Below are 23,549 nucleotides of genomic sequence, written 5' to 3' on the forward strand. Positions count from 1 at the left end.
AAAAAGCACCATTAACCAACAACCATCAACTACAAACCATTAATAATTAATAACTAAATTTGTAACATTATTTAAAAAAAGCAGTCTTAGTTATATACCAAACAATTTAAAGACCTAAGAATCATTATGAAAAAGAGATTTTTGCAATTTGCATTAATAGCATTTGTTCTTTTTGCCCAAGATACTATTGCTCAAGAGCTTTATATGCCGAGAAATATAAAAAAAGCCTACGAAAACGGAACACGTTCTAAAGACGGGAAACCTGGCGTAAACTATTGGCAGAACTGCGGAAAATATAATATGGAAATTTCTGTTGATCCTAAAACCAGATTGGTTTCAGGCACAGAAACTATTATTTACGAGAACAATAGTAAGGATACGCTAAGAAATTTAGTTATCCGTTTTGTAAATAATCTTCATAAACCCACTTCGTCTCGTGGAAGCGATGTGAGCAGCGATTTTTTAAGCGACGGATTGACGATTACTTCATTAAAGATAGAAAATGAAGTCTATAAAGAAGATGCTAAAAATTGGGGAACAGTTGGAAATGTAAAATTGCAAAAACCGATTCTACCGCACTCAAAAACAACTATAAATATTGAGTGGAATTATCCTTTGTCTAAAGAGAGCGGAAGAGAAGGGCAGATTGATGAAACTACTTTCTTTGTAGCATATAGTTATCCAAGAGTTTCTGTTTTTGACGATTACAATGGTTGGGATAGATTGCCGCACACAGACCGTCAGGAATTCTATAATGACTTTAACGATTATGTTTTTTTTGTAAAAGCACCAAAAAATTATGTGGTTTACGCAACAGGCGATTTATTAAATCCGGATGAGGTTTTACAGCCTGAATTTGCATCGCGTTTGAAGAAATCTTATACAACCAATGAAATTTTGCATATCGCTAACGAGCAAGAAATGAAAAGCGGTATCGTAACCAAACAGTACGATTGGAATGTTTGGAAATTTGAAGCTAAAAATATCACAGATGTATGTTTTGGTTTAAGTGACCATTATTTATGGGATGCCAGCAGTGTAATTGTAGACAAGAAAACAAATCGACGTGCGAGTATTCAGGCAGCTTACGATATTAAAGGAACAGACTTTGTAAATTCTGTAAAAAACAATCAATATGCTTTAGATTGGTTTTCTAATAATTGGCCAGGAGTTCCTTATCCCTTTTCTAAGATGACGGCTTTTCAAGGTTTTGCCGATATGGAATATCCAATGATGTGCAACGACTCACAAATGGGAGATCCTGTTTTTGCACAGCTAGTGCAAGATCACGAAGTAGCACATACTTATTTCCCTTTTTATATGGGAATTAATGAAACACGTTATGCTTTTATGGACGAAGGATGGGCAACAACTTTTGAATATTTAATCGGGATTGCTGAGCATGGAAAAGAGGCCGCGGATAACTTTTATAAAGAATTCAGAGTAAAACATTATATAAACGATCGATCTTCAGAAGAAGATCAGCCTATTATAACAATGTCTACACAGGTTTCTGGAGCTGGCTACGGTAATAATTCTTATGGAAAAGCTTCGCTTTCTTATCTGGCACTGAAAGATTTATTGGGCGACGACTTATTCAAAAAAGCACTACACGATTACATGGATACTTGGAATGGCAAACATCCAATTCCGTGGGATTATTTTAATTCATTTAATACCTCAACAGGTAAAAATTTAAATTGGTTTTTTAATAATTGGTTCTTTACCAACAATTATTTAGATATCGCAGTAAAAGGTATTTCTGCTGACAAGAAAATGATAACAGTAGAAAACATTGGAGGTTTTGCCATTCCGTTTGACGTTGTAATTACTTACGCTGATAAATCGAAAGTAATCTTACATCAAACACCAGCAATTTGGGAAAAAAATCAGAAAACGGCTAAAATCATTTTGAAAAGCACAAAAAAAATACTGCAAATTCAGCTGGATGGGGGGATTTTTATGGATGCAACGCCAGAAAACAATGTTTTACTTGTTAAATAGATTGGGTTATTATTAATAAATTTGTTAACAATGTTGTGTTGTATTTAATAAAATAACATTGTTTGTTTTGAATCATTAATAATAATCAAAAATACGGAAAACCGTAAATGAATTTCTTTAAAAAAGACTAGGTTTGTGAAATAATAAAAAACCTACAAAATTTAATGAAAAACACATTTGCACTGATTGTATTACTAAGTACATTCAAGTTCTTTGGACAGAATGACCAAAAAACAGCATTTCAAAAAAGCAAATATGAATTAGCTGTTTCTTACTACAAAAAAGCCGAGTTTGTAAAAGCGATCGACTTATTTTCTTTAGCAGCAAAGATTAAACCAGACAATGAAATTGGAAAAGATGCTGTAAATAAAGTGGATACCTTACGTAGCCTTTTGAGAAAAGAAATTTTAAGTCAAGCCATTGGAACTTGGAAGCGAACAGGGAATCAGCCAGTTTGGTCTGCAGCTACGGCAGATAATGCCAATCAATCTAGTTTTGACGAATTAATTGAGATCAAAGAAAATGAAATAGCGTTTTATGAAGTAGACAAAAAAACAAAAGTAAAGAAACTTCTAAAAACAGAAAATTTAGTTTATAATGATGCAAACTGCACTGCATCAGTATTCTCAGAAATCATCCTTTCAGACGGAACAATTTGGAACTGCAGTCTGAATGAAAAGTCAAATATTCTTCATGTCGTTAATGTTGCGGTTAAAACAAAAACAGGAATACAGAAGATAGATAATGATAATGAAGAAAGTTATTATGTTAAGATTTAAATAAAAAAAGGGAATCAATTGATTCCCTTTTTTATGGTTTATACTTTATAAAAATTTAAATCCAAGTGAAAGACTGGTTATTCCAGTTTTAATTTCGCCACTAGAAGCATCTATGTCGCTGAGTCCTGCAAGATACCTTACGTCAAAAGTAAGTCTCCAGACATCTACGCCGACACCGCCAAGCACACTGTGATTGTTTCTTTCAAATGCTATATGATTTAGATTATTGCTTGGGTTTATGTCCGAATAATTCTTCCAATTGTACCCTGCAAAGACTCTTACATTTCCTATTTTTCCAAGCGGAATAATTTTAAAACCAGCTATTAAGGTCGCATCGGTTCCAGATAATTTAAATTCGGTTTCTCCTACACCGTCTTGGAAAACGCTGAAATTAGTTTGGGCATAACCAAATTCTCCCTGCGCATAAAAAACGGTAAGATTTACTCGAGCAAAAGCAGAAAAACCAACTCCTGTATTGGTATGGTCGGAACTAAAGTTTTTTGCATCAACGGAAGTAATATTGGTCGAAAACTGCGGTCCAACTTGTATTAATTGCGCAAATCCATTTACACAAAAACATAAAAATGCTGCTAAAAAGAATTTTTTCATAAGGATCTTATTTGATTTTGGTACCATAAAAATAAACATAATAGATTTAAATTGAATGATTTATCTGATTTATTTTTTATAAGTCTTTGATTGTTAGTTTTGTATGTTTCTTGTTTTTACTTTATTATGTTGATTAAAATCAATTATTTTTGAAAAGATTACTAAATAACTTATGGAAATAAAAACAATCAAAGCATCTGATACTTGGCAGATCCGCCATGAAGTAATGTGGCCTGACCAGCCTTTTGAGTTTGTACAGCTAGAAGAAGACGATTTAGGATTTCATTTTGGAGTTTTTGAAGATGGTAAATTAGTTTCTATAATTTCTTGTTTTATAGAAGGGAAAGAAATGCAGTTTAGAAAATTAGCCACTTTAGAAGAATATCAGGGAAAAGGAATGGCTTCTTATCTTCTAAAATATATATTGGAGTTTGCAAAAAGTAAAAAAATAGAAAAAGTCTGGTGTAACGCCAGAAGTAATAAGAAAACATTCTATGAAAAAATAGGATTTATAGATACTCATAAAATGTTTGTAAAAGCTGGTCAAGAATTTACAATAATGCAAATTAAAATTTAAAAATAAAATTTCATTTCGTTTTTATAAATGATTGTACTGTAGTTGTTTATACGTGTTTTTTTTGAATGAAATAATATTTTTCTTCATCTAATCTTCATGTGAAAAGCTACCGAAAACGTTTTCATTTTATCTAACTGTTAAAGCTTGTTAAAAAATCTTTTTTTGTTTTAATTCTTTTATTACTTTCGCACCGAAATGAGAAATTTAATCGTATTTTTAGTATTCATGAATATGCTTCTGTTTGGCGGAGGCCAATATTTGAATGCCAATACTTTTGGTCCTCATAATCACCATCATCTGCAAAAACATAGAGTTAAATTTACCAATCAAGATCGAGGCAGTTCTATAATAGAAGACGTTGCCGATGTTGATATTGAAGAGGATTTTCTTGGCGGTGATGACACTAATTTACTAACGAACAAGTATTTTACTGCTTCGTATAGTTTGGTAGACGCTTTGTATCTGGCACTTTCAGATCAGTCTGCAGCGAATGATTCTAATCGTTTAAAATTTTCTACGCCTGTCTTCGGGCATTCAAATCCTATCTATATTACTCAACGAGTATTAAGAATTTGATTTTACAGTATACATCGGTTACCTGAGTTTTGATCTCTGCGTATCTTGCTGTTGTATATTTTTCTACTTCTGCTTATATGAAGGTTAAGGTCTGGACTAAGGCTGACTGATGCATTTTAACATCCAAAAGGAATTTTTATTCCAAAAGCATTCAATCGCTTAATTTCCAAACTAAATCATGAAAAAAATCATTGTGTTCACAGGCTTAATGGCCTTGGTGTGCTTAACGAGTTGTACATCTAAAAAAGAAGAAAAAGAAGAAGTTGAAAAATTTACCGTTACTAATCCGGTTAGAATCGACACTTCATTTACTAAAGAATACGTTTCACAAATAAAATCGGTTCGAAATATAGAACTTCGTGCCCAAGAAAAAGGGTTTTTACAAAATATATATGTTGACGAAGGACAGTTTGTAAAAAAAGGACAATTGTTGTTCAAAATTATGCCAAACATGTATCAGGCAGAACTATTAAAAGCGCAGTCTGAACAAAAATCGGCAGAAATCGAATTGCAAAATGCTAAATTATTGGCAGATAAGAATATCGTTTCTAAAAACGAATTGAGTGTGGCGCAAGCAAAACTGCAATCTGCAAAAGCTGAAGTATCATTAGCAAAACTTCATTTATCATTCACAGAAATCAGAGCTCCATTTGATGGAACAATCGACCGTATTCCTTTAAAACTTGGAAGTTTAATTGACGAAGGAGAACTATTGACAAGCCTTTCAGACAACAGTCAAATGTTTGCTTATTTCAATGTTTCTGAGCCAGAATACATTAGTTATGAAACGCACATTAAAGACCGTGCCGATAACAAAGTGAATTTAGTTTTGGCTAACGGAGAGCTTTTTAAAGAAAAAGGAAATGTTGAAGTTATTGAAAGTGAGTTCAACAATGAAACTGGAAATATCGCTTTCAGAGCAAGGTTCCCTAATTCTGGAAAATTACTTAGAAATGGAGAGACTGGACAAGTTCAGATGAATGTGCCACTTAAAAATGCCGTTGTAATTCCGCAAAAAGCGACTTACGAAATTCAGGACAAAAAATATGTTTTTGTAGTCGGTAAGGACAACAAAGTGAGTTCTAGAGAGATTACAATCACAGGAGAAATTCCTGATTTATACGTAATCAAAAGCGGTATTACAGAAAATGATAAAATCTTACTTGAAGGTGTTCAGAAAGTAAAAGAAAATGACAAAATTAAATTCGATTACGAATCTCCTAAAGAAGTAATCAATCATTTACGCTTAAAAGCAGAATAGTTTTTTGTTTTAATAGTTTCAAGTTTCAGGTTTCAAGTTTCGTACTGAACCAAAAACTTGAAACCTGAAACTTGAAACATTTTAAACTTCAATAAGTTTAATCATTTAAAAAATATAAAAATGTTTAATAAATTTATACAAAGACCTGTTCTATCGATAGTAATATCGTTGATTATTGTCTTTTTAGGGGTGTTGTCGGTTTTAAATTTACCAATCACACAATTCCCTACAATTTCGCCTCCAATGGTGAACGTTACTGCAGATTATCCTGGATCTAACGGTGAATTGATGGTTAAGGCAGTTGTTATTCCTTTGGAAAGAGCCTTAAACGGGGTTCCAGGAATGAAATATATGGCTTCTGATGCAGGAAACGATGGAGAAGCTACAATCAAAGTGGTTTTTAACTTAGGAACAGATCCTAACCAAGCAGCCATTAACGTGCAGAACCGTGTGGCTTCTGTTACCAATAAACTTCCTCCTTTGGTAATTCGTGAGGGAATCAAGATTACCCGTGAGGTGCCAAGTATGTTGATGTACGTGAACCTTTACAGTACAGACAAAAATACTGACATGAAGTTCTTATATAACTATGCTGATATTAACGTACTTTCTGAGCTGAAAAGGGTAAATGGTATTGGTTCTGGAGATATCTTAGGAACACGTGAATATGCAATGCGTATCTGGCTAAAACCAGATCGTATGTTGGCCTATAAAATTTCTGCTGATGAAGTAATGGAAGCATTATCAAGTCAGAGTTTAGAGGCTTCTCCAGGTAAAACTGGAGAGAGTTCTGGTAAACGTTCTCAAGCATTTGAATATGTATTGAAATATTCTGGGCGTTTTACAACAAAAGAGCAATATGAGAATATCGTAGTAAAAGCAAATCCAAATGGAGAACTTTTACGTCTGAAAGATATTGCCAAAGTCGAATTTGGAAGCTCAATGTATGACATCTATTCTAATTTGAATGGAAGACCATCTGCTGCGATTGTATTGAAACAGTCTTTTGGAAGTAACGCGAATCAAGTTATTGAAGAAGTTAAAGCGAAACTGGAAAAAATCAAACAGAGATTTCCAAAAGGAATGGATTATGAAATTTCATATGACGTTTCTAAATTCCTTGATGCTTCTATTGAAAAAGTAATCCATACGCTTGTTGAAGCATTCATTCTAGTAGGTTTAGTCGTTTTCCTTTTCTTGGGAGACTGGCGTTCTACAGTTATTCCTGCAATTGCAGTACCAGTATCGTTGGTTGGAACTTTTGTGTTCATGACTTTCTTTGATATTTCATTGAACTTAATTACATTATTCGCTTTGGTATTGGCAATTGGAGTCGTCGTCGATGACGCGATTGTAGTTATCGAAGCTGTTCACGCCAAGATGGAAGAGGAACATCTCTCGCCATTTAAAGCGACAAAACAAGCCATGCATGAAATCGCAGGGGCAATTATTGCAATTACCTTCTTAATGGCTGCGGTATTTATTCCAGTTGCGTTTATGTCTGGTCCTGTTGGAGTATTCTATAGACAGTTCTCTGTAACTATGGCAACTGCGATTATTCTTTCTGGTATTGTGGCTTTGACACTTACACCTGCGCTTTGTGCAATGATGTTAAAAAACAATCATGGAAAACCTAAAAAACCAACGCCAGCCAATAGATTTATTGATGCTTTCAACGAAAAATTCAATCTAGCGCAAGGAAAATACCAAAATCTATTAGGTAAAATTGTTGATAGAAGAGTGGTTACCATTTTGGCGCTTGTAGGTTTCTGTATTGGAACATTTTTAATAAGCAGTTCAGTTCCTTCAGGATTTATTCCAAATGAGGATCAGGGAATGTTTTATGCCGTAATTCAGACTCCTCCAGGTTCATCTTTAGAAAGAACAAATAATATTGCAGAGAGAGTTCAGAAAATTGCAGAAGATATCGATGGAGTAAAATCGGTTTCTTCATTAGCAGGATATGAGATTCTTTCTGAAGGTACAGGAGCCAACTCTGGAACATGTCTGGTTAACTTGAAGGACTGGAGCGACAGAAAAGAATCTGTTTTGGAGATTATGCACGAAATGGAAGAAAAATGTAAAGATATTACGGGGGCAAATATCGAATTTTTCCAACCGCCGGCTGTACCAGGATATGGTGCTGCTGGAGGGTTTGAACTCCGTTTGTTAGATAAAACCGGTTCTGTAGATTATAAGAGAATGGAACAGGTTAATAATGATTTCGTTGCTGAATTAAACAAACAGCCGGAATTATCAAACGTATTTAGTTTTTATAGCTCTAGTTTCCCTCAATACATGATGAAAGTCGATAACGACTTAGCACAGCAAAAAGGGGTTTCTATTGAAAATGCGATGAATACCTTATCAACCCTTGTGGGAAGTAACTATGAGATCAGTTTTATTAAATTCGGTATCAACTATAAAGTTATTGTTCAGGCTTCACCGGAATATCGTGCACAGCCAGATGACATTTTGAAATTGTATGTGAAAAACGATCGTGATGAAATGGTGCCTTATTCTGCTTTTATGAAATTAGAAAAAGTGTACGGACTTTCAGAAATTACGCGTCACAATATGTACACCTCAACGCAAATCAGTGGTTCGCCAGCTCCAGGATATAGTTCTGGTACAGCGATTAAAGTAATTCAGAGAGTAGCTGCCGAAAAATTACCAAGAGGATATGACATTGACTGGGCAGGTATTTCTGCCGATGAGGTAGCGCAAGGTAATCAAGCTATTTGGGTATTCTTAATCTGTTTAGGATTCGTTTATTTGGTATTGGCAGCACAATATGAAAGTTTCATTCTGCCATTGTCAGTAATTCTTTCATTGCCAGCGGGTATTTTTGGAGCTTTCCTTTTATTGAAATTAACAGGATTAGAAAACAATATTTACGCTCAGGTTGCCATGGTAATGCTTATTGGATTATTAGGTAAGAATGCCGTACTGATTGTAGAGTTTGCGATTCAAAGACACGCTGCAGGATTATCAGTTTTACAATCAGCAATGGAAGGAGCAAAAGCTAGATTCCGTCCAATTTTGATGACTTCATTTGCCTTTATTGCAGGTTTATTACCGCTTGCTTTTGCAACTGGTCCAGGTAAAATTGGTAACCGAACAATTGGTACAGCAGCTGCTGGAGGTATGCTTATCGGAACCATTTGCGGTGTATTTGTAATTCCAGGCTTATACTTCATTTTTGCCAAAATTGCAGAAAAATACAAATTGGTAAAACATGAAGAAGAAAATCCATTAACAGAAGAAATTGATAACAATCATGTATAAAGTTAAATCATATCAATATAGTATTGCATTAGCTGTATGTCTAGCAGTTGCAGGGTGTAAAACCCCTGCGCCTGAGGCAGCAGTTACTACAAGTACGCCAGTTCCTGAATCGTTTGGTGCAACAGCTCAAACGCAGGATGCAAACAACAACACGGCAGCATTAAACTGGAGAGATTATTTTAAAGATCAAAATCTTATAGATTTAATAGATGTTGCGCTCAAAAATAATCAGGAACTGAATATCACTTTACAGGAAATCGAAATTGCAAAGAATGATATCCGTGTTAAAAAAGGACTTTTATTGCCGACAGCAGGTTTGCGTGCGGGAGCAGGAGTAGAAAAAGTGGGTAGATATACTAGTCAAGGTGCAGGTGATGCTACAACAGAGATCAAACCAGGAGTAGAAACGCCAGACCCGCTGGGAGATTTTACCATTGCAGCTTATGCAAATTGGGAAGTAGATATCTGGAAAAAATTGCGTAATTCTAAAAAAGCAGCTTTAAACAGATACTTAGCTACAGTGGAAGGTAAAAATTTTGTAATTACCAACCTCATCGCAGAAGTTGCTGATTCTTATTATGAATTATTGGCCTTAGACAATCAATTGGATATTGTAAAACAGACTATCAAATTGCAAACTAATGCTTTAGAAATTGTAAAAGTTCAAAAGCAAGCGGCAAGAGCAACAGAATTAGGAGTTAAGAAATTTGAAGCTGAGGTTTTAACTTCACAAAGTCTGGAGTTTGATATTTTACAGCAGATCAAAGAAAACGAAAACAAAATCAACTTTTTGCTAGGAAGATATCCTCAGGAAATAAAAAGAACGACAAGCACTAACTTCTTAAGCTTATTGCCAGCTGCTGTAAGTTCTGGAATTCCTTCTCAACTATTACAGAACCGTCCAGATATTAAGCAAGCAGAATTAGAATTGGTTGCAGCAAAATTAGATGTAAAAGTTGCTCGTGCAGAGTTTTATCCTTCTTTGGATATTACAGCAGCGATAGGAGTTAATGCTTTCAAACCTTCTTATTTGTTTACTATGCCTGAATCGCTTTTATATTCTTTAGCAGGAGATCTTGTGGCGCCGCTGATTAACAGAAACGCTATCAAAGCAGAGTTTGCTAGTGCTAATGCAAGACAGCTTCAGGCATTGTACAACTATGATCGTACAGTTTTAAATGCGTATTTAGAAGTTTCAAACCAAATGTCTAAGATTGAGAATCTGCAAAAAGGTTACGATCTTAAATCGAAACAAGTAGACGCTCTGAATACTTCAATTGATGTTTCTAACGATTTGTTTAAATCGGCTAGAGTAGATTATTTCGAAGTCTTGATGACACAGAGAGATGCTTTGGAAGCGAAATTAGAATTAATAGATACGAAAAAAGAACAATTAAATGCTGCAGTTCATGTTTACAGAGACTTGGGCGGCGGATGGAAATAATTTTGCCAATTAATTTGTAGAGGAAAAGCCTTTCGGAAGTAAAATTCTGAAAGGCTTTTTCGGTTTCAGAACAAAAAATTTTACTTCTGTATATTTGTATTTCAAAAGTTATTTTATGAAAAATCTTATTAAGCCAAAAGTACTAAAAAAGGGAGATAAAGTTGCCACAATATCGCTTTCTTGGGGAGGCGCAGGAGAATTGCCTCACCGATATGAATATGGAAAGAAACAGCTTCAGGAAGTATTCGGATTGGAAGTTGTGGAAACTAAAAATGCATTGAAATCTGCTGATTGGATTTACAATAATCCAAAAGCTCGTGCAGAAGATTTAATGCAAGCATTTCTAGACCCATCTGTTAAAGCTATTATTAGTAATATTGGTGGAGAAGAGAGCGTTCGAATTCTGCCTTTTTTAAATTTGGAGATTATGGCAAAAAATCCAAAAATATTCTTAGGTTTTTCCGATGCAACAATAACACATTTTGCTTGCTTAAAGGCAGGATTGACTTCTTTTTACGGCACTTCACTTTTGGTTGGATTTGCTGAGAATTGCGGAATGCATGATTATCAGATTCAGGATATTAAAAGAACATTGTTTGCTACAAAACCAGTTGGAGAAATTATGCCGAATAAGGAAGGCTGGACATCAGAATATCTGGATTGGTTTGATGCATCACTGTCAAATACAAAAAGAAAACTTACGGCATCTGATGGATGGATTTTTTTGCAGGGAAATGGGAAAGTTCAGGGAAAATTAATTGGAGGCTGTTTGGACGTTTTGGAATTTTTGAAAGGAACAGAATTTTGGCCATCTGTAGAGGAATGGAATGACTGTATTTTGTTTTTGGAAACTTCTGAAAATATGGCTGAACCAAGCACGTTAAGATATTGGCTTAGAAATTATGCAGCACAAGGAATTTTGCATCGTTTAAAAGGAATTATTTTCGGCCGTCCATACGATTCCAAATATATTAAAGAATACAATGACGAAATTTTGAAAATTATAAATGAAGAAAATTTAACTGAACTAGCCATTGTAACAGAAATGGATTTTGGACATACTTGCCCAACATTTACCCTTCCGTTTGGTGTATTAGCTGAAATAGATTCTGAAAACAAAACATTCAGTATATTAGAAAGCGGAGTTGTAGAATAGGAAAAAAAATGGGAAAAGTATATTTTTAAATTATAAAGGCTTTGTAGATTTAATTCAGAAAGGCTTTTAATTTTAATATGCGAACTTTTCTTTTACTTTAATCTGCGTTTGTTCTGGCATTGATATTTTTACTTTAAATCCTTTGTCTGGTTCTGTCTCAATATCAAATGTACCGTTAACAGCGAGAATACGGTTTGCCATGTTTTGTAGACCATTTTTAAGAATCATACTTTTTTCGCAGCCAATACCATTGTCCATATAATTTACAAAAATTGATTTTTGGTCACTTTCAAATCGTATAACTACAAGACTTGCTTTACTATGTTTTTTCATATTTACCATTAGTTCCTGTAAAATTCGGCTGATGGTGATCTTTTTTATATCGTCAATGCCTTCCCAATTTATGTCTTCTAAATTGGTAACCATGATATTTCTTTCTCGCGTATTATAGGCAGAAAGCATTTCTTTTATACTGCGGGTAAAATTTGCACCGGTATCGATACTATTGTTTTCTCTAGATATACCTCTAACACGGCTGTAAATATCGTCTAGTTTTTGCAAAAGATTCTCTTTGGTATTTTCTGCATATAACGGTTGAGATTCGGCAAAAGCGATAACTTGAAAAACATCATTAGCTAACTCATCATGGATTTTTTTAGCAATTCGGGTTTCTGTATTGTATGAGGTTTTAAATTCGATGGCCTTATTTTTATTCTTGTAATAACGTATTAAAATGAGTATTAGAATAACTAAAAAAGAAAAAACAATTGCCGATACGATTTTTAGGTATTTGGCTCTTTGAAGCGATAATTGGTTCTCGGCTTTTTCTAAACGAAGTTTGGCATTTTCATCTTTTTCCTTTGTAGCATCGTATTTAATTTTGGCAGATTTATTTTTAAAATTATTTCTAATTTTAATTATGCTGTCATTTAGCGTAAAGTATTTTTGTGTATAGTTTGGGGTATTAGCAGTATTATCATTTGAAATTAAAATTTGTAGTGCTTCTAATCTCTCGTCAATGCTGTTAAGCTTTGTAGCGGCTTTATAAGCCAAAAGAGCATTTTCATCTGATTCTTTTTTGTCTTTTTTAGAATAATAATCAGCGAGGTGGAGATAACTTTCAATGCTTCCATAGGTGTCCTTATTATCAATTCTAATTTGTAGACCTTCATTCATTAATTGAAATCCTTTTTTATCCATTCCATTTTTAAAATAAGCATAGCCTAAATTATCCAATCGTATAGATTTGCTTTTATTTTGTGTTTTATCTTCTAGTTTTTTGCTTACAATTGATTTTGAAATAGAATCTAAAATGACAATTGCCTTATTGTATTTTTTTTGCTGAATATAAACAGCAGCAATATTTTGTAGAACGCTTTGTTTTGAGATTAAATCTGTATGCTCATTTGCTGATAGTTTGTAGTAAAAAATAGCATCATCATAAAGTGAAAGCTCTTTATCTGCAATGCCCAAATAATTATTTATACTCGCAGGGTAAACTCCTTTTTTTTTAATTGATGGTATTGCTTGCAATGCTTCAGTTAGAATTTCTTTGCTTCCATAATAATCACCATTAATCTGATGAATTTCTGCAATTGCAATAAGAATATATGAGATATTCGCACTATCTTTTAAGGTTTCGTAAAGTGTTTTAGATTTGTTAAATTGGTAGTAAGCGGTGTTAAAGTTTTGTTTTTCAGTGTTTTCAATTGCTTTGTTTCTAAAAGCAAGAGCCTTTTTTCGAATAGATTCTGTCTTTGGAGCAACAAACTCTTTCTTTTCGCATGAAAAAAGAAAAAGGGTTATTATAAAATAAAAAAACGGGGATCGTAACATGTAAATTTACTTTCCCCGAAAATAGTAATTAATTAGATACTACAATTTTTTTTTTATTATGGATTTGGAGGAGGAGGAGGAGGCTTAGTTCCGCTATCACCTGGACCATCATTGTAATCAGCTGACGGTGTTCCAACTTTTTCGATTTTCTTTTTTGGTGTAGTCTCATACTCATCAGGAGTACAAGAAAATATCGTGAACAATAACGCAAAAGCGATAAATAGTATTAGTTTTTTCATTTTGTTTATTTTTAAGAAATTAGACATAGGTATTGCGGTCCGGAATGATCCAGAGGCTTTTGGGACAATACCAACATTGGTTTTGGGAAGTGAAGTGTATAGAACAGTAAGACGTTATTTATACTTCCCGAATAAACTCGGTCTTACAGTTTTTTACACTCTTAATTAGAACTGGTTTTCATTATTGTTTTAGTCTGCAGACAAAACCTGAACTAATTTCTTGATGCAAAGTAAAGGAGCTTCCAGGCCTTATCTGGCAAGGGATTCCCGGAATTCCTGCGTTTTCCTGAGATTCCCAGAAATTCCCAGAAAAAAGCTTAAAAGTCTAGTTTGAATTATTTAATTTTAATACAAATATCTATTGTAATAGATGCAATTTGTCGGTCAAAAGTTGGTTGCGAATAGCTAAAAAAAATTATATAAATAATATAGATTTGGAACAAAAATTGAATTGCTGGTAAAGATTTAATTGTAGAGATCGAAAATAAAGGCATATAAAAAGTTTTGGTTAAGAGTGAAAACAAAGAGTCAAAAGAATTTTCTAAAAAAGGCAAAATGAATAATACATTAGAAGAATATAAAAAGGCGATTAAAATTAAATACGAGATCGAAAAAGAGGGAGAGTATTTTGACTTCCTACACCATCCTTCACGCGGAAAACTACGCGATTTATGCTGGCTTATCTTTGAAGATAATCCGACTCAAGATGATTTAAAAGTTTTTAGGAATTTACTGTGCGTAGATTTTGACTATACTCAAAAGAATAAGTTTAAAAATCAAAAAGATAAGTTTAGGCCTATTGAAACTTTCTTTAAGGGCGAAACAGATCCATCAAATATTGATGCCATAAATCTTGCAGCAGTAATAGTCGATTTTCAGCCACGCCCTTTTAAAAAATTCAACGAAAAATGTAGAATTGAAGAAGCCAAACAAATTAAGAATGTCGTTGAGAATGTAACTGCTGAAATTGATGGTAGTGGCATAGAAAAAACTGTTTTGTTGAAAAATGAAAATGAAGAGTCTAAAGAAGTTCCCAAAAAGAGAAATCTTATGCTGAATTTTAAAGATCTATTTTCTATAAAAGTGGCTCAGAAAATATATCCGCGCAAAATAATTACGATTGCAGTTGGAGCAGTTGCTCTGGTATCTTCTGCATGCTTATATTTTGTGCAGAAAAAAAATTGAGAAATATAATTTCAGAATGAAATTTAAATGCATTTTGAAAAATAAAATGCTTGAAGAGATAAAAAAGAAAATTTTTTGAAGTGTAATTTTGGCGTTTAGAAAGTTTGTTTTTAGGCATATATTTACTGTTTTTTACACAATAAATATAAGAAAAAAATATGGATAAACCTAATGAAATTCAATGAAATAACAGATTTTTTTACTCTTTTTTTGCTTTTTTTTGGATATTTTTTTTCGGACTTTTTTGAGTAATTCTATATCCCCAGAAAATTATAGAATTTGTTTTTTCAGCAGATTGAAATAAAATTATTTATATTTATAAAACTCTAAAAAAACGGTTTTGATTTTTTAATAACAATCAGTTTAAAATTCCTTTATGAAAAAGCTCCTCATACTATTTATTGTTTTATGCGCTGTAAGCTGCAAAAAATACGTTGTCTCGTTTGAACAGCCAACAAATATGAAATTGGATAACTTAAAGCTTGAAGTATTTCTTGATAAAGAAAAAGTGAAAGAGATTAATTTGAAAGCAACAGAAGAACTCCCTACTTATGAAACAGTAGGATTGTCGGTATCTGGTGAAGGGAAACACTTGCTTCAGGTTAAAACAAAAGATACAACCTTTAGTTTTGATGTAAAATATCCCGAAGAGAAATTTATTAGGATTATAACTAACTTAAAAACTAATGGAAAAATCCATGTTGGAATATTAAAACAGAATTATAAATATAAGTCTTAATGCTATTTGGGTCTAGCTTTTTAATCGCAAAGGCAAAAAGATAAATGCAAAGTTCGCAAAGCAATTTATACATAGCTTTGCGAACTTTGTTTTGACTGAAAGTTATTTAAAAAACTTAGCGTACTTCACGGTAAAATCAGGATAAGAAATCCTTAAACCATAATCCAGAGTTTTTTATAGTTCGTTTTTGGGTTTCAAAATCTACATGGATTAGTCCGAATCGGGCATTGTAACCTTCAGCCCACTCAAAATTGTCGGTTAAAGTCCAAACAAAATAGCCGTCAACGTTTATACCCTCATTTTTAGCTTTTAGAATTTGTTCTAAATTATCCTGAATAAAATGAGTTCGCTTTATATCATGCACTTTTCCGTTTTGAACGGTGTCTGGAAAAGCGGCTCCGTTTTCGGTAATAATTATTTTTTTGATTCCGTTATACTCATTAAATTTTTTAAGGATATGATACATAGCAGGTGGATAAACTTCCCAGCCCATTTCTGTAGAAATCACATTTCTTTTTTCAGCACTTATCAGTTCAGCGCCAATGTAGGGAGTTAAGATAGAAGATTTTACAACTTCTCGGGTGTAACACTGTAATCCGATGAAATCAAAATCGAAATTGAGATTGTTTAAATCGTCTTCAAGTATATAATTATTCAATTTTTTAAGAACCGGAAGATCTTTCTGCGGATATCCCAATCCTAAAATTGGCTCTATAAAAGTTCTGTTTAATAAAGTATCTACACGTTTTGCGGCTTCAACATCTTTTGAGCTTTCAGTTGCAGGTTCAATATGCGTGCATGAAAATGTAGTTCCGATATTAGCATTTGGAATTCGTTCACGAATTATTTTAGCTCCAGCTGAAGTGGCCAGAGTAACATGATGCATCGCTTTAAGATAATTGGTGATTCCTTTTTTTCCAGGTGCATGAATGCCTAAAAAATAGCCTGCTCCGGTAAAGACGGAAGGTTCGTTTATCACCATCCAGTTTTTGACGCGATCGCCAAAATATTGTACGCAGACTTCGACATATTCTTTAAACCAAGAAACCGATTCGCGGTTTGTCCAGCCTCCTTTTACTTCAAGTTCGTGAGGTAAGTCCCAATGATAGAGTGTTATCCAAGGTTCTATTCCAGATGATAGCAGAGAATCTATAATTTTGTTGTAATAATCGATGCCGGCTTGATTTATAGGATGAATGCCTGTCGGCATAATTCTTGGCCAGCTGATAGAAAATCTAAAATTCGGAATGTTTAGTTCTTTGATTAAACTAATATCGTCTTCATAGCAGTTGTAAAAATCACAAGCTGTTAAGGCATGATGTCCGTTTTTGATTTTTCCTTTTTGAGAAGTAAAAACATCCCAGATAGAAGAACCTTTTCCGTCGGCATCATGTGCCCCTTCAATTTGGAAAGCGGCGGTAGAAACACCCCACAAGAAATCTTCACCAAATTGGTTTCTGTTCAAAAATGAGCTTTCAATTTTATTCATTCAATAGTGCTTTCCTTTATTTATAATGGTTTATTAATGCAGGAAAGAAGATTGCATTGCTCTTAAAAAAAGCCATTCTTTGAATGATACTAGGAATTTTAGATTAAAGAATTTCATAACGATTAGTTTTATATCAAATTAAAAAAACTAATGTGAAATTATTGTAAAGTGATTATTATCAAATAATTAAAAATGAAAATGGGAAGGTGTTTAATCTTCCCATCCACATAGTGTCAAACCTAAACCTTGAGCTTGTTTAAGCGATGTTTTAACTATTTCATGACTACAAGATCTTAAACCACGGCAATTTTCGTTATAATGATATTTTTTTGCGCCAGTAGAACCGCAAATAAACACTTTTGTTTCTGGAGGTCGAAAAGAAGTTGCAAAAACAAAAAGTAAAAGTAGAGTATATTTCATTCTATATATTTTTTATTTAACAATCAAATGGTATTCATTTCCTTGTTTATCAGTAGCTTTTAATTTTCCGTATGAGATCCATTCCGTATTTATTTCAACTTCAGCAACTGAATCGCTGGTTAAAATTCCTGCGCCGTATTTTCCCTGAACGTTAATATTCCCACAAACCGAATCGCCTCTGCTGTTTATTCCTTTTACATCATAATTGTACTCTTAATTTCCAGGGTTTCCTGTTCTGTATTCGTATTGATGCGTTTTATTTACATGATACGTTCTGGCTTCTTCTGGTGTAATTGTTTTTCGGTCATCTGGTGTAATGACTGGTTTGTAAAAAGAATTTACTTGTGGCAATGGAGGCGGAGAAGCAGCTTTCTTGCACGAATAAAACGTAGATAATAAAAGTAAGATGAGGTAGTTTTTTTGCATAGGCGATGTGGTATTTGGTTAGCTGCAATAAATCTACTTAGAATTAAATTCTTTAAAATGAGTACTTATACCGGATTTAATTCTGTTTCGTAAAGCGCTACAGTCTCTAACAATTCTTTTTCGTATTGGTAAATATCATCAATTGATGAAATTGCAATTTTAGCTTCGGTTTTATTATTGTTGAAGAGACTTAAATATTTTTTACCGCCATTTAGGTGTAGCCTGCAAAGAGGTTTTCGATTATTATCATCCAGCAGTATTCCAAAGTACGATTGTGTATCGCGATATACGATTCTGGCTACTGGGAGTTTTCGTCGTAAAATGGCAACTACTATACGATAACCGTCAAGTTCTTCTTCGGTTGTAACCACTTTGCTATCATCTTCAACTGAGACAATTTCTTCGTCTTGTTGTTTGATTGTTTCTTTACTTAAAGCCGCATTTAGACGATCATTAATTTTATCATTAATAAATTGATTTACTGATTTTTGAACTAAATCTTTGAATTCTTCCACAACTTTTTCTGTAAGTCTGCCTGTGTAAACTTTGTTGGCAAAAAGTTTTGTAAATTCATTTGATGGATTTTCTAATTCTGTACTTATCTGCTTTTTTATTTCCTTAATGTACTTTAATGAACTTGCATTACTTACAATATTATTGACATCAAAATTGGCTTTATGAAATTTGGCAATTTCGTTTATCGTATTTTCTTTTAGATTACAGATATCAAATTCTAAAAAAGGCTTTTCGTCCATTTTGTTTTGATCGTCCAAATCGGTGAAAAACTGATAATGAATTCCGTTTGTTAAAAGTGCAAATCGCGTTTTAGTGACATGGAAATAGCGGAATAATTGTGAATTATGAACAGTAAGTTTTTCTTTCCAGCTTTTGCATTCTACAATAATAATTGGTTCTCCATTCTGAAAAATAGCATAATCTACTTTTTCTCCTTTTTTTAAGCCAAGATCAGCTGTAAATTCAGGAACTACTTCTAGCGGATTAAAGGCATCGTATCCTAAAACATGTATAAAAGGCAGTACAAAAGCATGTTTTGTAGATTCTTCGGTTTCGATTTTACTTTTTAGCTGATTTATTTTATCTGCTAATGATTTTAGTTGAATATTCATTTCCATTGGGTTGTAGTTTTAAATTAATATTTCAAATGTAAAACCAATAAAGATCAGCGTATTATGGAAATCCGTAATCGAATGAAAATTTTGAAGGAAGTTTTTTGGAATGGATTTAAACGGAAAAAAGAGGACAATAAAGTTCCTCTTTAAAAAGCATAAATTTGATTTTTTATTCTTTTTCGGAAATAAAATCTTTTATAATTTTATCCATGTTTGAAGGCAAGTCAGCATTTTTAATTTCGAAATGTTTTATTTTCATTTCAGAAAGCCATTTTGTCCAATACGCCTTTATAACTTTTTCTTCAAACGGATTATTTTTGCTTGGATTTATTCCTAAAACCAAAACTTCAAGATTAGACAAATCGGTATCGACTTTAATAAAACCAAAATTTTCATCATTGAATCTTTTCTGCCAGTTATTTGTATTCAAGCCATTTTGTTTAATTAGCTGAGGTGTTAAATAACTCGATAAATTTCCATCTTTAATTTGCGTTCCTTCATAAAACATATATCCGTCTGTGAGGATAATTAAGATATTTCTAAAATCTTTGTCAATGCATTGATCCTGAACTTTGCTGTCGAAAAAGTTCCAAATATCTGAACCGATATATTTATCATCTTTAATCGCTGATTCATATATTTTTGATGTTTTTGAAGAATAAGTATCATTAATGGAATTAAGGAATTTCTTGGACGCATTATCTTTATTTACCGTAATTCTCAATTCTTTAGAAATAGAATTAATTTCAGGATTTTCAGGTTCGGGATTAAAAAACAATTGCATTTTGTCATCAATCTGTCTCATTCTTTTTGATTTCAGATGATCTGTAAAAGCTTCAGAAACCGATTTGATATATCCTAAGTCCCTTTGATAAATTTCCATTGTTGGATTTGGATTTTTTTTGAGGCTAATTCGGTCTGATAAATCCACCAAAATACTAATGTTATAATTTTCTGAAACAGAACTTTTAGTTGAGGTTTCTTTGCTTTCTGTTTTGGTTTCTTCTTTACATGAAAAGAAGAAAATCAACAACAAAGACATTGAGATTTTAAGTAAAGTATTTTTCATCTTAATTGATTTTAGAATATACTAAATGTTGGAAATCAGGATCTATTAAGTTTAGTTTACTTAAATGTTCTTCTGAATAAAGTTCACAATTTTGCAAAAGTTCTTCTTTCTCTTTGTATGGTAAAGCCAATTCAGTTCCAATTGCCTGAAACCATCCTTCTTTATATTGGTGATGATAATGCAAATACTCTTTTACAGGAAAAACAAATCCATCAATTTTGGCTTGTAATTCTGATATTTTTCCATTGACAATAACAATTTGCTGTTTGAAATCATTGATTTTATTAACATAATCAGATTTCAGTTTTTCTAGATTTAATAAATTTTCTTTTCGGCCTCTTATAAAAGCTCTGATTTTATCAATGTTTTCAAATTCTTTCATTACAAAATCAAATACCAATCCCCAGATGATATATACTACGAAACCGGCAAATATGATCATCCAGAATTCTGGCTCACCCAAAGCGATATTTAAATTGTAAGGGGAAGATTCTGTTGTTTTATTAAACTCGTATATTTTTTTCTCAATGATGTACGCCAAAAGACCATCAAATAGAAATGTAATAGTAAAAAGTGCAGCAAGTCTGAAAATATTTTTGATTCCTTTTCCTTTTTGCACCATATGAATAACATAACCCAATCCCATAAAAACAAACGGAATAGTGGTAACCAAAACGCCTTCGAGCCAACTTGCCTTGAAAGCATTTGTAAATGCATCGGCATCAAAAATGGCTGCAGTTAAACTGTCATTTGAAAATTCTTTGAAAAAAGCAGAATAAGAAGCCGAAATATAAAACACCAAAACATAAAGTGTAATTGGCAATAAAAGAATCAAACCAATATAAAATTGTGCTTTTAAACCTTTTCCTTCTTCGATTCCGTATTTGTCAGGATTTCGTTTTACTTCAATAATTTCGTTTTTTATCTGATCCATATTATCATTTATATCCTGTTCTTTTTTCTCATAAATGCCAATTGCGGCTTCAGATTTTTTAAGCTCAGTTCTGTTTTTTTCCTGTTCTTCGCGATACGGCTGTTTGAGTTTGTCTTGTTCCATTTTTTGTTTTCGGCACTGATCTTCAAAACTCATATATAAATTTTGAAGACATGCTTTTAAAACAATTGGTTTTCCAGTTGCTTTAACCGATGCGGCAAAACCGCTTTGGTAATACGTAATTCTGATTTGTTCTCTATCTTCTTCATTTTCTTCCAAAATTCTAAAAGGAGAATCTTCAGATTTTTTTAAACTAAATAATTGTGCAAGTGGTTTCATAACTTAAGCGTTTAGTTGACTAATAATTTCTTCTTTACGAATGTTTTTCTGAACACAATCAATCAGATAATCAGATAAATCATTGATGTTTTCTTCAACAAAATCAAATTTTCTGCAATACTTTCTCAGCATATTTAATTCATCGTCAGTAATTTTTCCATCCGCCCAAATAATACGGGTAAGATCATACAGGTATTCGATTTTGGTATGTAAAGCTTCCGGAACAATAAAATCAGTATTAATTGGATTCAGAAAAAGTTTGTCGAGTTCTTCTTTTGGAATCCCTCTTTCGTCTGCAAAATGATACAGCATTTGAAGTTCTAATACATCAAATTGATCATCAGATAATGCCATTTGATATAATCTTAAAAAATGGCTTTTTAGTTCTAGTGTTATCATGGTTTTTATTTAGTTATTTTAAATGTTCACAAGCTTTTCCATTTCCATCTCCATCCAAATTTTTATAGCATTTTTTGTTGCTTTCAAAAGTTTTTTGAGCATCGGCTTGACTTTTGAAATCACCACAAGTTTTTGTTGGACAATTTGAATTTGAATTTGAGGACGGACTCGAAGACGAGCCTGTATTAGTTACAGTTGATTCAATTGAATCACCAGATTCTGAACATGAAACTGCAAAAGCGAAAATTGCGAGTAATGAAAGTATAACTTGAGTAATTTTTTTATGGTTCATGATATAGATAATTTAGATTTGTTTAATTAATCTTTCCGCTATTTCTTCTCGGTCAATTATGATTTGAGAAGGAAGAATCATTTGGATTTGGTCATTAATTGGATTCTTAAAAATGGAAAAATTTCCTCTGCAGTTTTTATATCGAAATTGAAATGCTTTTAAACCTTTCATAAATCCTTCTTTTTGAGTTATTTCAAAAACATAATTTGAGCAGGATTTTTTAAAAATGCATTTCCTTCTGTTAGACTGCGGAATTAAAATCCAATACAATCGAATAATTAATAAGGTTAAATATTTCATTTTTTCTGAAAAACAACCATTTGACTATTTGTTGTGTAGCCTGGTTTTGCACCGAATCCAAAACAACCATTATCAGGATGAACAAATGTGGATACACTTTCTAAGCGCACATATTCCCAACCTCGGCTTGTGTAATTTTTGATTAAACTTTCAAGTTGTTCAGCAACATGATTAGAAGTTCCTTTTTTTGGATCGATTGAAGCCACGAATGGCACTACTTTGTATTCCATAATTTTTGATTTTAATTAATTTTTAAATTGATTTACAACCCAAAAGTAAAACCAATCAAAACCAGTATTTTACGGAAATCCATAATCCGATATTATAATTCTTGAAAATAAAAAAAGCTCCCGAAGGAGCTTAAATGGGTAATAAATAGAGATTTAAATTATCCCCATATCTTTTGTAATCGAAACCAGATGAATGGTATTGTTGGCTTTGAAAAAGTCTTTTAGTTTTGCCAATCTTTTTTCCATAGCGCTTTTGCTATTTGGTTTTATATCGCTGCTTTTAAAGATTTCTATAATTTCATCCTGAGAAGTTCCAGCAGACAAATATTTTAAGATTTTAATATCTACATCGTCTATTTCATAATTGCCTTTTTCCTGAAGCGCTGAAGCAACTTCCGGCGAAATAAATCTTTGATCAGAAGACGAAATTATGGTCAACGCTTTTTTGAGTTCTTCAATACTATTTCTGCCTTTTAGCACAAAGGCATTAATTTCAGAATCTTCAAAAAGCGATTTTATTCGAACACTTTTATCTTCAATAGAGTAGGCGATGATTTTAATATCAGGCTGGAGTTCGCGGACTTTTTGAATCAGTTCATCTCCGCTGCCGATTTTTACTTCGCGATGGTCTTTTTTAAACGAAAGATCGCTAATTAATAAATCGTATGGTTCGTTATCCTGAATCGCTTTTCTAATTTTAAGAAAAGCATCATCACAATATTTAGCGTGTTGGAAATTGACAATGTTGAAATCATTCAAAGTCTGTTTGATGGCTAAATTGAATTCTTCAAAATCCTCGGCTATTATTACTTTTTTAAACATAGGCTC

The 23,549-nt window shown here is 32.7% G+C and carries 24 protein-coding genes; 10 read left to right on the forward strand and 14 right to left on the reverse strand.

What is annotated here, in order from left to right; all coding sequences use genetic code 11:
* Window positions 1–126 precede the first annotated feature (126 nt).
* A complete protein-coding gene (locus FF52_RS19525; protein ID WP_008468288.1) occupies window positions 127–2,004 on the forward strand; it encodes a M1 family metallopeptidase in 1,878 nt (625 codons plus the stop codon).
* A gap of 164 nt (window positions 2,005–2,168) precedes the next feature.
* Window positions 2,169–2,783: a hypothetical protein gene (locus tag FF52_RS19530; RefSeq protein WP_008468290.1), complete on the forward strand. Its 615-nt coding sequence runs from the start codon at window positions 2,169–2,171 to the stop codon at window positions 2,781–2,783.
* 45 nt (window positions 2,784–2,828) lie between these two features.
* Here FF52_RS19530 and FF52_RS19535 read toward each other — a convergent pair whose 3' ends face one another.
* Window positions 2,829–3,392 carry an outer membrane beta-barrel protein gene (locus FF52_RS19535; protein ID WP_008468292.1) on the reverse strand — a complete coding sequence of 188 codons (564 nt, stop codon included), beginning with the start codon at window positions 3,390–3,392 and terminating at the stop codon, window positions 2,829–2,831.
* Between the two features lie 172 nt (window positions 3,393–3,564).
* Here FF52_RS19535 and FF52_RS19540 point away from each other — a divergent pair, with 172 nt between their 5' ends.
* From FF52_RS19540 to FF52_RS19565, 6 genes are all read left to right on the forward strand, one after another.
* Entirely contained in the window at window positions 3,565–3,969 is a 405-nt protein-coding gene (locus FF52_RS19540; protein ID WP_008468293.1) for a GNAT family N-acetyltransferase, read from the forward strand.
* 195 nt (window positions 3,970–4,164) lie between these two features.
* A complete protein-coding gene (locus FF52_RS19545) occupies window positions 4,165–4,545 on the forward strand; it encodes a hypothetical protein (RefSeq protein ID WP_035691999.1) in 381 nt (126 codons plus the stop codon).
* Between the two features lie 178 nt (window positions 4,546–4,723).
* Window positions 4,724–5,806: an efflux RND transporter periplasmic adaptor subunit gene (locus FF52_RS19550; protein ID WP_008468296.1), complete on the forward strand. Its 1,083-nt coding sequence runs from the start codon at window positions 4,724–4,726 to the stop codon at window positions 5,804–5,806.
* 120 nt (window positions 5,807–5,926) lie between these two features.
* Window positions 5,927–9,094 (forward strand): efflux RND transporter permease subunit, encoded by a 3,168-nt coding sequence (locus FF52_RS19555; RefSeq protein WP_008468297.1) that lies wholly within the window; start codon window positions 5,927–5,929, stop codon window positions 9,092–9,094.
* Window positions 9,087–10,538, forward strand: coding sequence for a TolC family protein (locus FF52_RS19560; protein ID WP_008468298.1), 1,452 nt, complete (start codon window positions 9,087–9,089; stop codon window positions 10,536–10,538). The genes FF52_RS19555 and FF52_RS19560 overlap by 8 nt, the downstream gene beginning before the upstream one ends.
* 115 nt (window positions 10,539–10,653) lie before the next feature.
* A complete protein-coding gene (locus FF52_RS19565; protein ID WP_008468299.1) occupies window positions 10,654–11,694 on the forward strand; it encodes a S66 family peptidase in 1,041 nt (346 codons plus the stop codon).
* 72 nt (window positions 11,695–11,766) lie between these two features.
* Here the strand turns inward: FF52_RS19565 and FF52_RS19570 are convergent, their stop codons facing one another.
* Window positions 11,767–13,530, reverse strand: coding sequence for a tetratricopeptide repeat-containing sensor histidine kinase (locus FF52_RS19570; protein ID WP_008468300.1), 1,764 nt, complete (start codon window positions 13,528–13,530; stop codon window positions 11,767–11,769).
* 56 nt (window positions 13,531–13,586) lie between these two features.
* Window positions 13,587–13,769, reverse strand: a complete 183-nt coding sequence (locus FF52_RS19575) for a hypothetical protein (RefSeq protein ID WP_008468301.1) — start codon at window positions 13,767–13,769, stop codon at window positions 13,587–13,589.
* 555 nt (window positions 13,770–14,324) lie between these two features.
* Here FF52_RS19575 and FF52_RS19580 point away from each other — a divergent pair.
* Window positions 14,325–14,954: a hypothetical protein gene (locus FF52_RS19580; RefSeq protein ID WP_237718566.1), complete on the forward strand. Its 630-nt coding sequence runs from the start codon at window positions 14,325–14,327 to the stop codon at window positions 14,952–14,954.
* A 376-nt stretch (window positions 14,955–15,330) separates the two neighbouring features.
* Window positions 15,331–15,693 carry a hypothetical protein gene (locus FF52_RS19585; protein WP_008468305.1) on the forward strand — a complete coding sequence of 121 codons (363 nt, stop codon included), beginning with the start codon at window positions 15,331–15,333 and terminating at the stop codon, window positions 15,691–15,693.
* A 136-nt stretch (window positions 15,694–15,829) separates the two neighbouring features.
* Here FF52_RS19585 and FF52_RS19590 read toward each other — a convergent pair whose 3' ends face one another.
* The 11 genes from FF52_RS19590 to FF52_RS19640 form a co-directional block, all read right to left on the reverse strand.
* Entirely contained in the window at window positions 15,830–17,182 is a 1,353-nt protein-coding gene (locus tag FF52_RS19590; protein ID WP_008468307.1) for a GH1 family beta-glucosidase, read from the reverse strand.
* A gap of 210 nt (window positions 17,183–17,392) precedes the next feature.
* A complete protein-coding gene (locus tag FF52_RS19595) occupies window positions 17,393–17,602 on the reverse strand; it encodes a hypothetical protein (RefSeq protein WP_008468308.1) in 210 nt (69 codons plus the stop codon).
* Between the two features lie 213 nt (window positions 17,603–17,815).
* Entirely contained in the window at window positions 17,816–18,028 is a 213-nt protein-coding gene (locus tag FF52_RS23910; protein ID WP_008468309.1) for a hypothetical protein, read from the reverse strand.
* 65 nt (window positions 18,029–18,093) lie between these two features.
* On the reverse strand, window positions 18,094–19,161 hold the full coding sequence (locus FF52_RS19605; RefSeq protein ID WP_008468310.1) for a type I restriction endonuclease: 1,068 nt from the start codon (window positions 19,159–19,161) through the stop codon (window positions 18,094–18,096).
* A gap of 166 nt (window positions 19,162–19,327) precedes the next feature.
* Window positions 19,328–20,227 (reverse strand): hypothetical protein, encoded by a 900-nt coding sequence (locus FF52_RS19610; protein WP_008468311.1) that lies wholly within the window; start codon window positions 20,225–20,227, stop codon window positions 19,328–19,330.
* A gap of 1 nt (window position 20,228) precedes the next feature.
* A complete protein-coding gene (locus tag FF52_RS19615; RefSeq protein ID WP_008468312.1) occupies window positions 20,229–21,500 on the reverse strand; it encodes an ABC transporter permease in 1,272 nt (423 codons plus the stop codon).
* A 3-nt stretch (window positions 21,501–21,503) separates the two neighbouring features.
* Complete coding sequence (locus FF52_RS19620) at window positions 21,504–21,899, reverse strand: TerB family tellurite resistance protein (RefSeq protein WP_008468313.1); 396 nt, start codon at window positions 21,897–21,899, stop codon at window positions 21,504–21,506.
* A gap of 13 nt (window positions 21,900–21,912) precedes the next feature.
* On the reverse strand, window positions 21,913–22,191 hold the full coding sequence (locus FF52_RS19625; protein ID WP_008468314.1) for an excalibur calcium-binding domain-containing protein: 279 nt from the start codon (window positions 22,189–22,191) through the stop codon (window positions 21,913–21,915).
* Window positions 22,192–22,203: 12 nt separating this feature from the next.
* Window positions 22,204–22,491 carry a membrane protein insertion efficiency factor YidD gene (gene yidD / locus FF52_RS19630; RefSeq protein ID WP_008468315.1) on the reverse strand — a complete coding sequence of 96 codons (288 nt, stop codon included), beginning with the start codon at window positions 22,489–22,491 and terminating at the stop codon, window positions 22,204–22,206.
* Complete coding sequence (locus FF52_RS19635; protein ID WP_008468316.1) at window positions 22,488–22,721, reverse strand: hypothetical protein; 234 nt, start codon at window positions 22,719–22,721, stop codon at window positions 22,488–22,490. Before FF52_RS19635 ends, yidD begins: the two co-directional genes overlap by 4 nt.
* A gap of 153 nt (window positions 22,722–22,874) precedes the next feature.
* On the reverse strand, window positions 22,875–23,543 hold the full coding sequence (locus tag FF52_RS19640) for a response regulator transcription factor (RefSeq protein ID WP_008468317.1): 669 nt from the start codon (window positions 23,541–23,543) through the stop codon (window positions 22,875–22,877).
* Between the last annotated feature and the right edge of the window lie 6 nt (window positions 23,544–23,549).

Origin of the sequence: Flavobacterium sp. F52 (assembly GCF_000278705.1) — a bacterium.
Classification (GTDB): Bacteria; Bacteroidota; Bacteroidia; order Flavobacteriales; family Flavobacteriaceae; genus Flavobacterium; species Flavobacterium anhuiense.

Coding starts and splice junctions, on each gene's coding strand:
- FF52_RS19525 (WP_008468288.1), top strand. CDS start 127: ATGAAAAAGAGATTTTTGCAATTTGCATTAATAGCATTTGTTCTTTTT.
- FF52_RS19530 (WP_008468290.1), top strand. CDS start 2,169: ATGAAAAACACATTTGCACTGATTGTATTACTAAGTACATTCAAGTTC.
- FF52_RS19535 (WP_008468292.1), bottom strand. CDS start 3,392: ATGAAAAAATTCTTTTTAGCAGCATTTTTATGTTTTTGTGTAAATGGA.
- FF52_RS19540 (WP_008468293.1), top strand. CDS start 3,565: ATGGAAATAAAAACAATCAAAGCATCTGATACTTGGCAGATCCGCCAT.
- FF52_RS19545 (WP_035691999.1), top strand. CDS start 4,165: ATGAGAAATTTAATCGTATTTTTAGTATTCATGAATATGCTTCTGTTT.
- FF52_RS19550 (WP_008468296.1), top strand. CDS start 4,724: ATGAAAAAAATCATTGTGTTCACAGGCTTAATGGCCTTGGTGTGCTTA.
- FF52_RS19555 (WP_008468297.1), top strand. CDS start 5,927: ATGTTTAATAAATTTATACAAAGACCTGTTCTATCGATAGTAATATCG.
- FF52_RS19560 (WP_008468298.1), top strand. CDS start 9,087: ATGTATAAAGTTAAATCATATCAATATAGTATTGCATTAGCTGTATGT.
- FF52_RS19565 (WP_008468299.1), top strand. CDS start 10,654: ATGAAAAATCTTATTAAGCCAAAAGTACTAAAAAAGGGAGATAAAGTT.
- FF52_RS19570 (WP_008468300.1), bottom strand. CDS start 13,530: ATGTTACGATCCCCGTTTTTTTATTTTATAATAACCCTTTTTCTTTTT.
- FF52_RS19575 (WP_008468301.1), bottom strand. CDS start 13,769: ATGAAAAAACTAATACTATTTATCGCTTTTGCGTTATTGTTCACGATA.
- FF52_RS19580 (WP_237718566.1), top strand. CDS start 14,325: ATGAATAATACATTAGAAGAATATAAAAAGGCGATTAAAATTAAATAC.
- FF52_RS19585 (WP_008468305.1), top strand. CDS start 15,331: ATGAAAAAGCTCCTCATACTATTTATTGTTTTATGCGCTGTAAGCTGC.
- FF52_RS19590 (WP_008468307.1), bottom strand. CDS start 17,182: ATGAATAAAATTGAAAGCTCATTTTTGAACAGAAACCAATTTGGTGAA.
- FF52_RS19595 (WP_008468308.1), bottom strand. CDS start 17,602: ATGAAATATACTCTACTTTTACTTTTTGTTTTTGCAACTTCTTTTCGA.
- FF52_RS23910 (WP_008468309.1), bottom strand. CDS start 18,028: ATGCAAAAAAACTACCTCATCTTACTTTTATTATCTACGTTTTATTCG.
- FF52_RS19605 (WP_008468310.1), bottom strand. CDS start 19,161: ATGGAAATGAATATTCAACTAAAATCATTAGCAGATAAAATAAATCAG.
- FF52_RS19610 (WP_008468311.1), bottom strand. CDS start 20,227: ATGAAAAATACTTTACTTAAAATCTCAATGTCTTTGTTGTTGATTTTC.
- FF52_RS19615 (WP_008468312.1), bottom strand. CDS start 21,500: ATGAAACCACTTGCACAATTATTTAGTTTAAAAAAATCTGAAGATTCT.
- FF52_RS19620 (WP_008468313.1), bottom strand. CDS start 21,899: ATGATAACACTAGAACTAAAAAGCCATTTTTTAAGATTATATCAAATG.
- FF52_RS19625 (WP_008468314.1), bottom strand. CDS start 22,191: ATGAACCATAAAAAAATTACTCAAGTTATACTTTCATTACTCGCAATT.
- yidD (WP_008468315.1), bottom strand. CDS start 22,491: ATGAAATATTTAACCTTATTAATTATTCGATTGTATTGGATTTTAATT.
- FF52_RS19635 (WP_008468316.1), bottom strand. CDS start 22,721: ATGGAATACAAAGTAGTGCCATTCGTGGCTTCAATCGATCCAAAAAAA.
- FF52_RS19640 (WP_008468317.1), bottom strand. CDS start 23,543: ATGTTTAAAAAAGTAATAATAGCCGAGGATTTTGAAGAATTCAATTTA.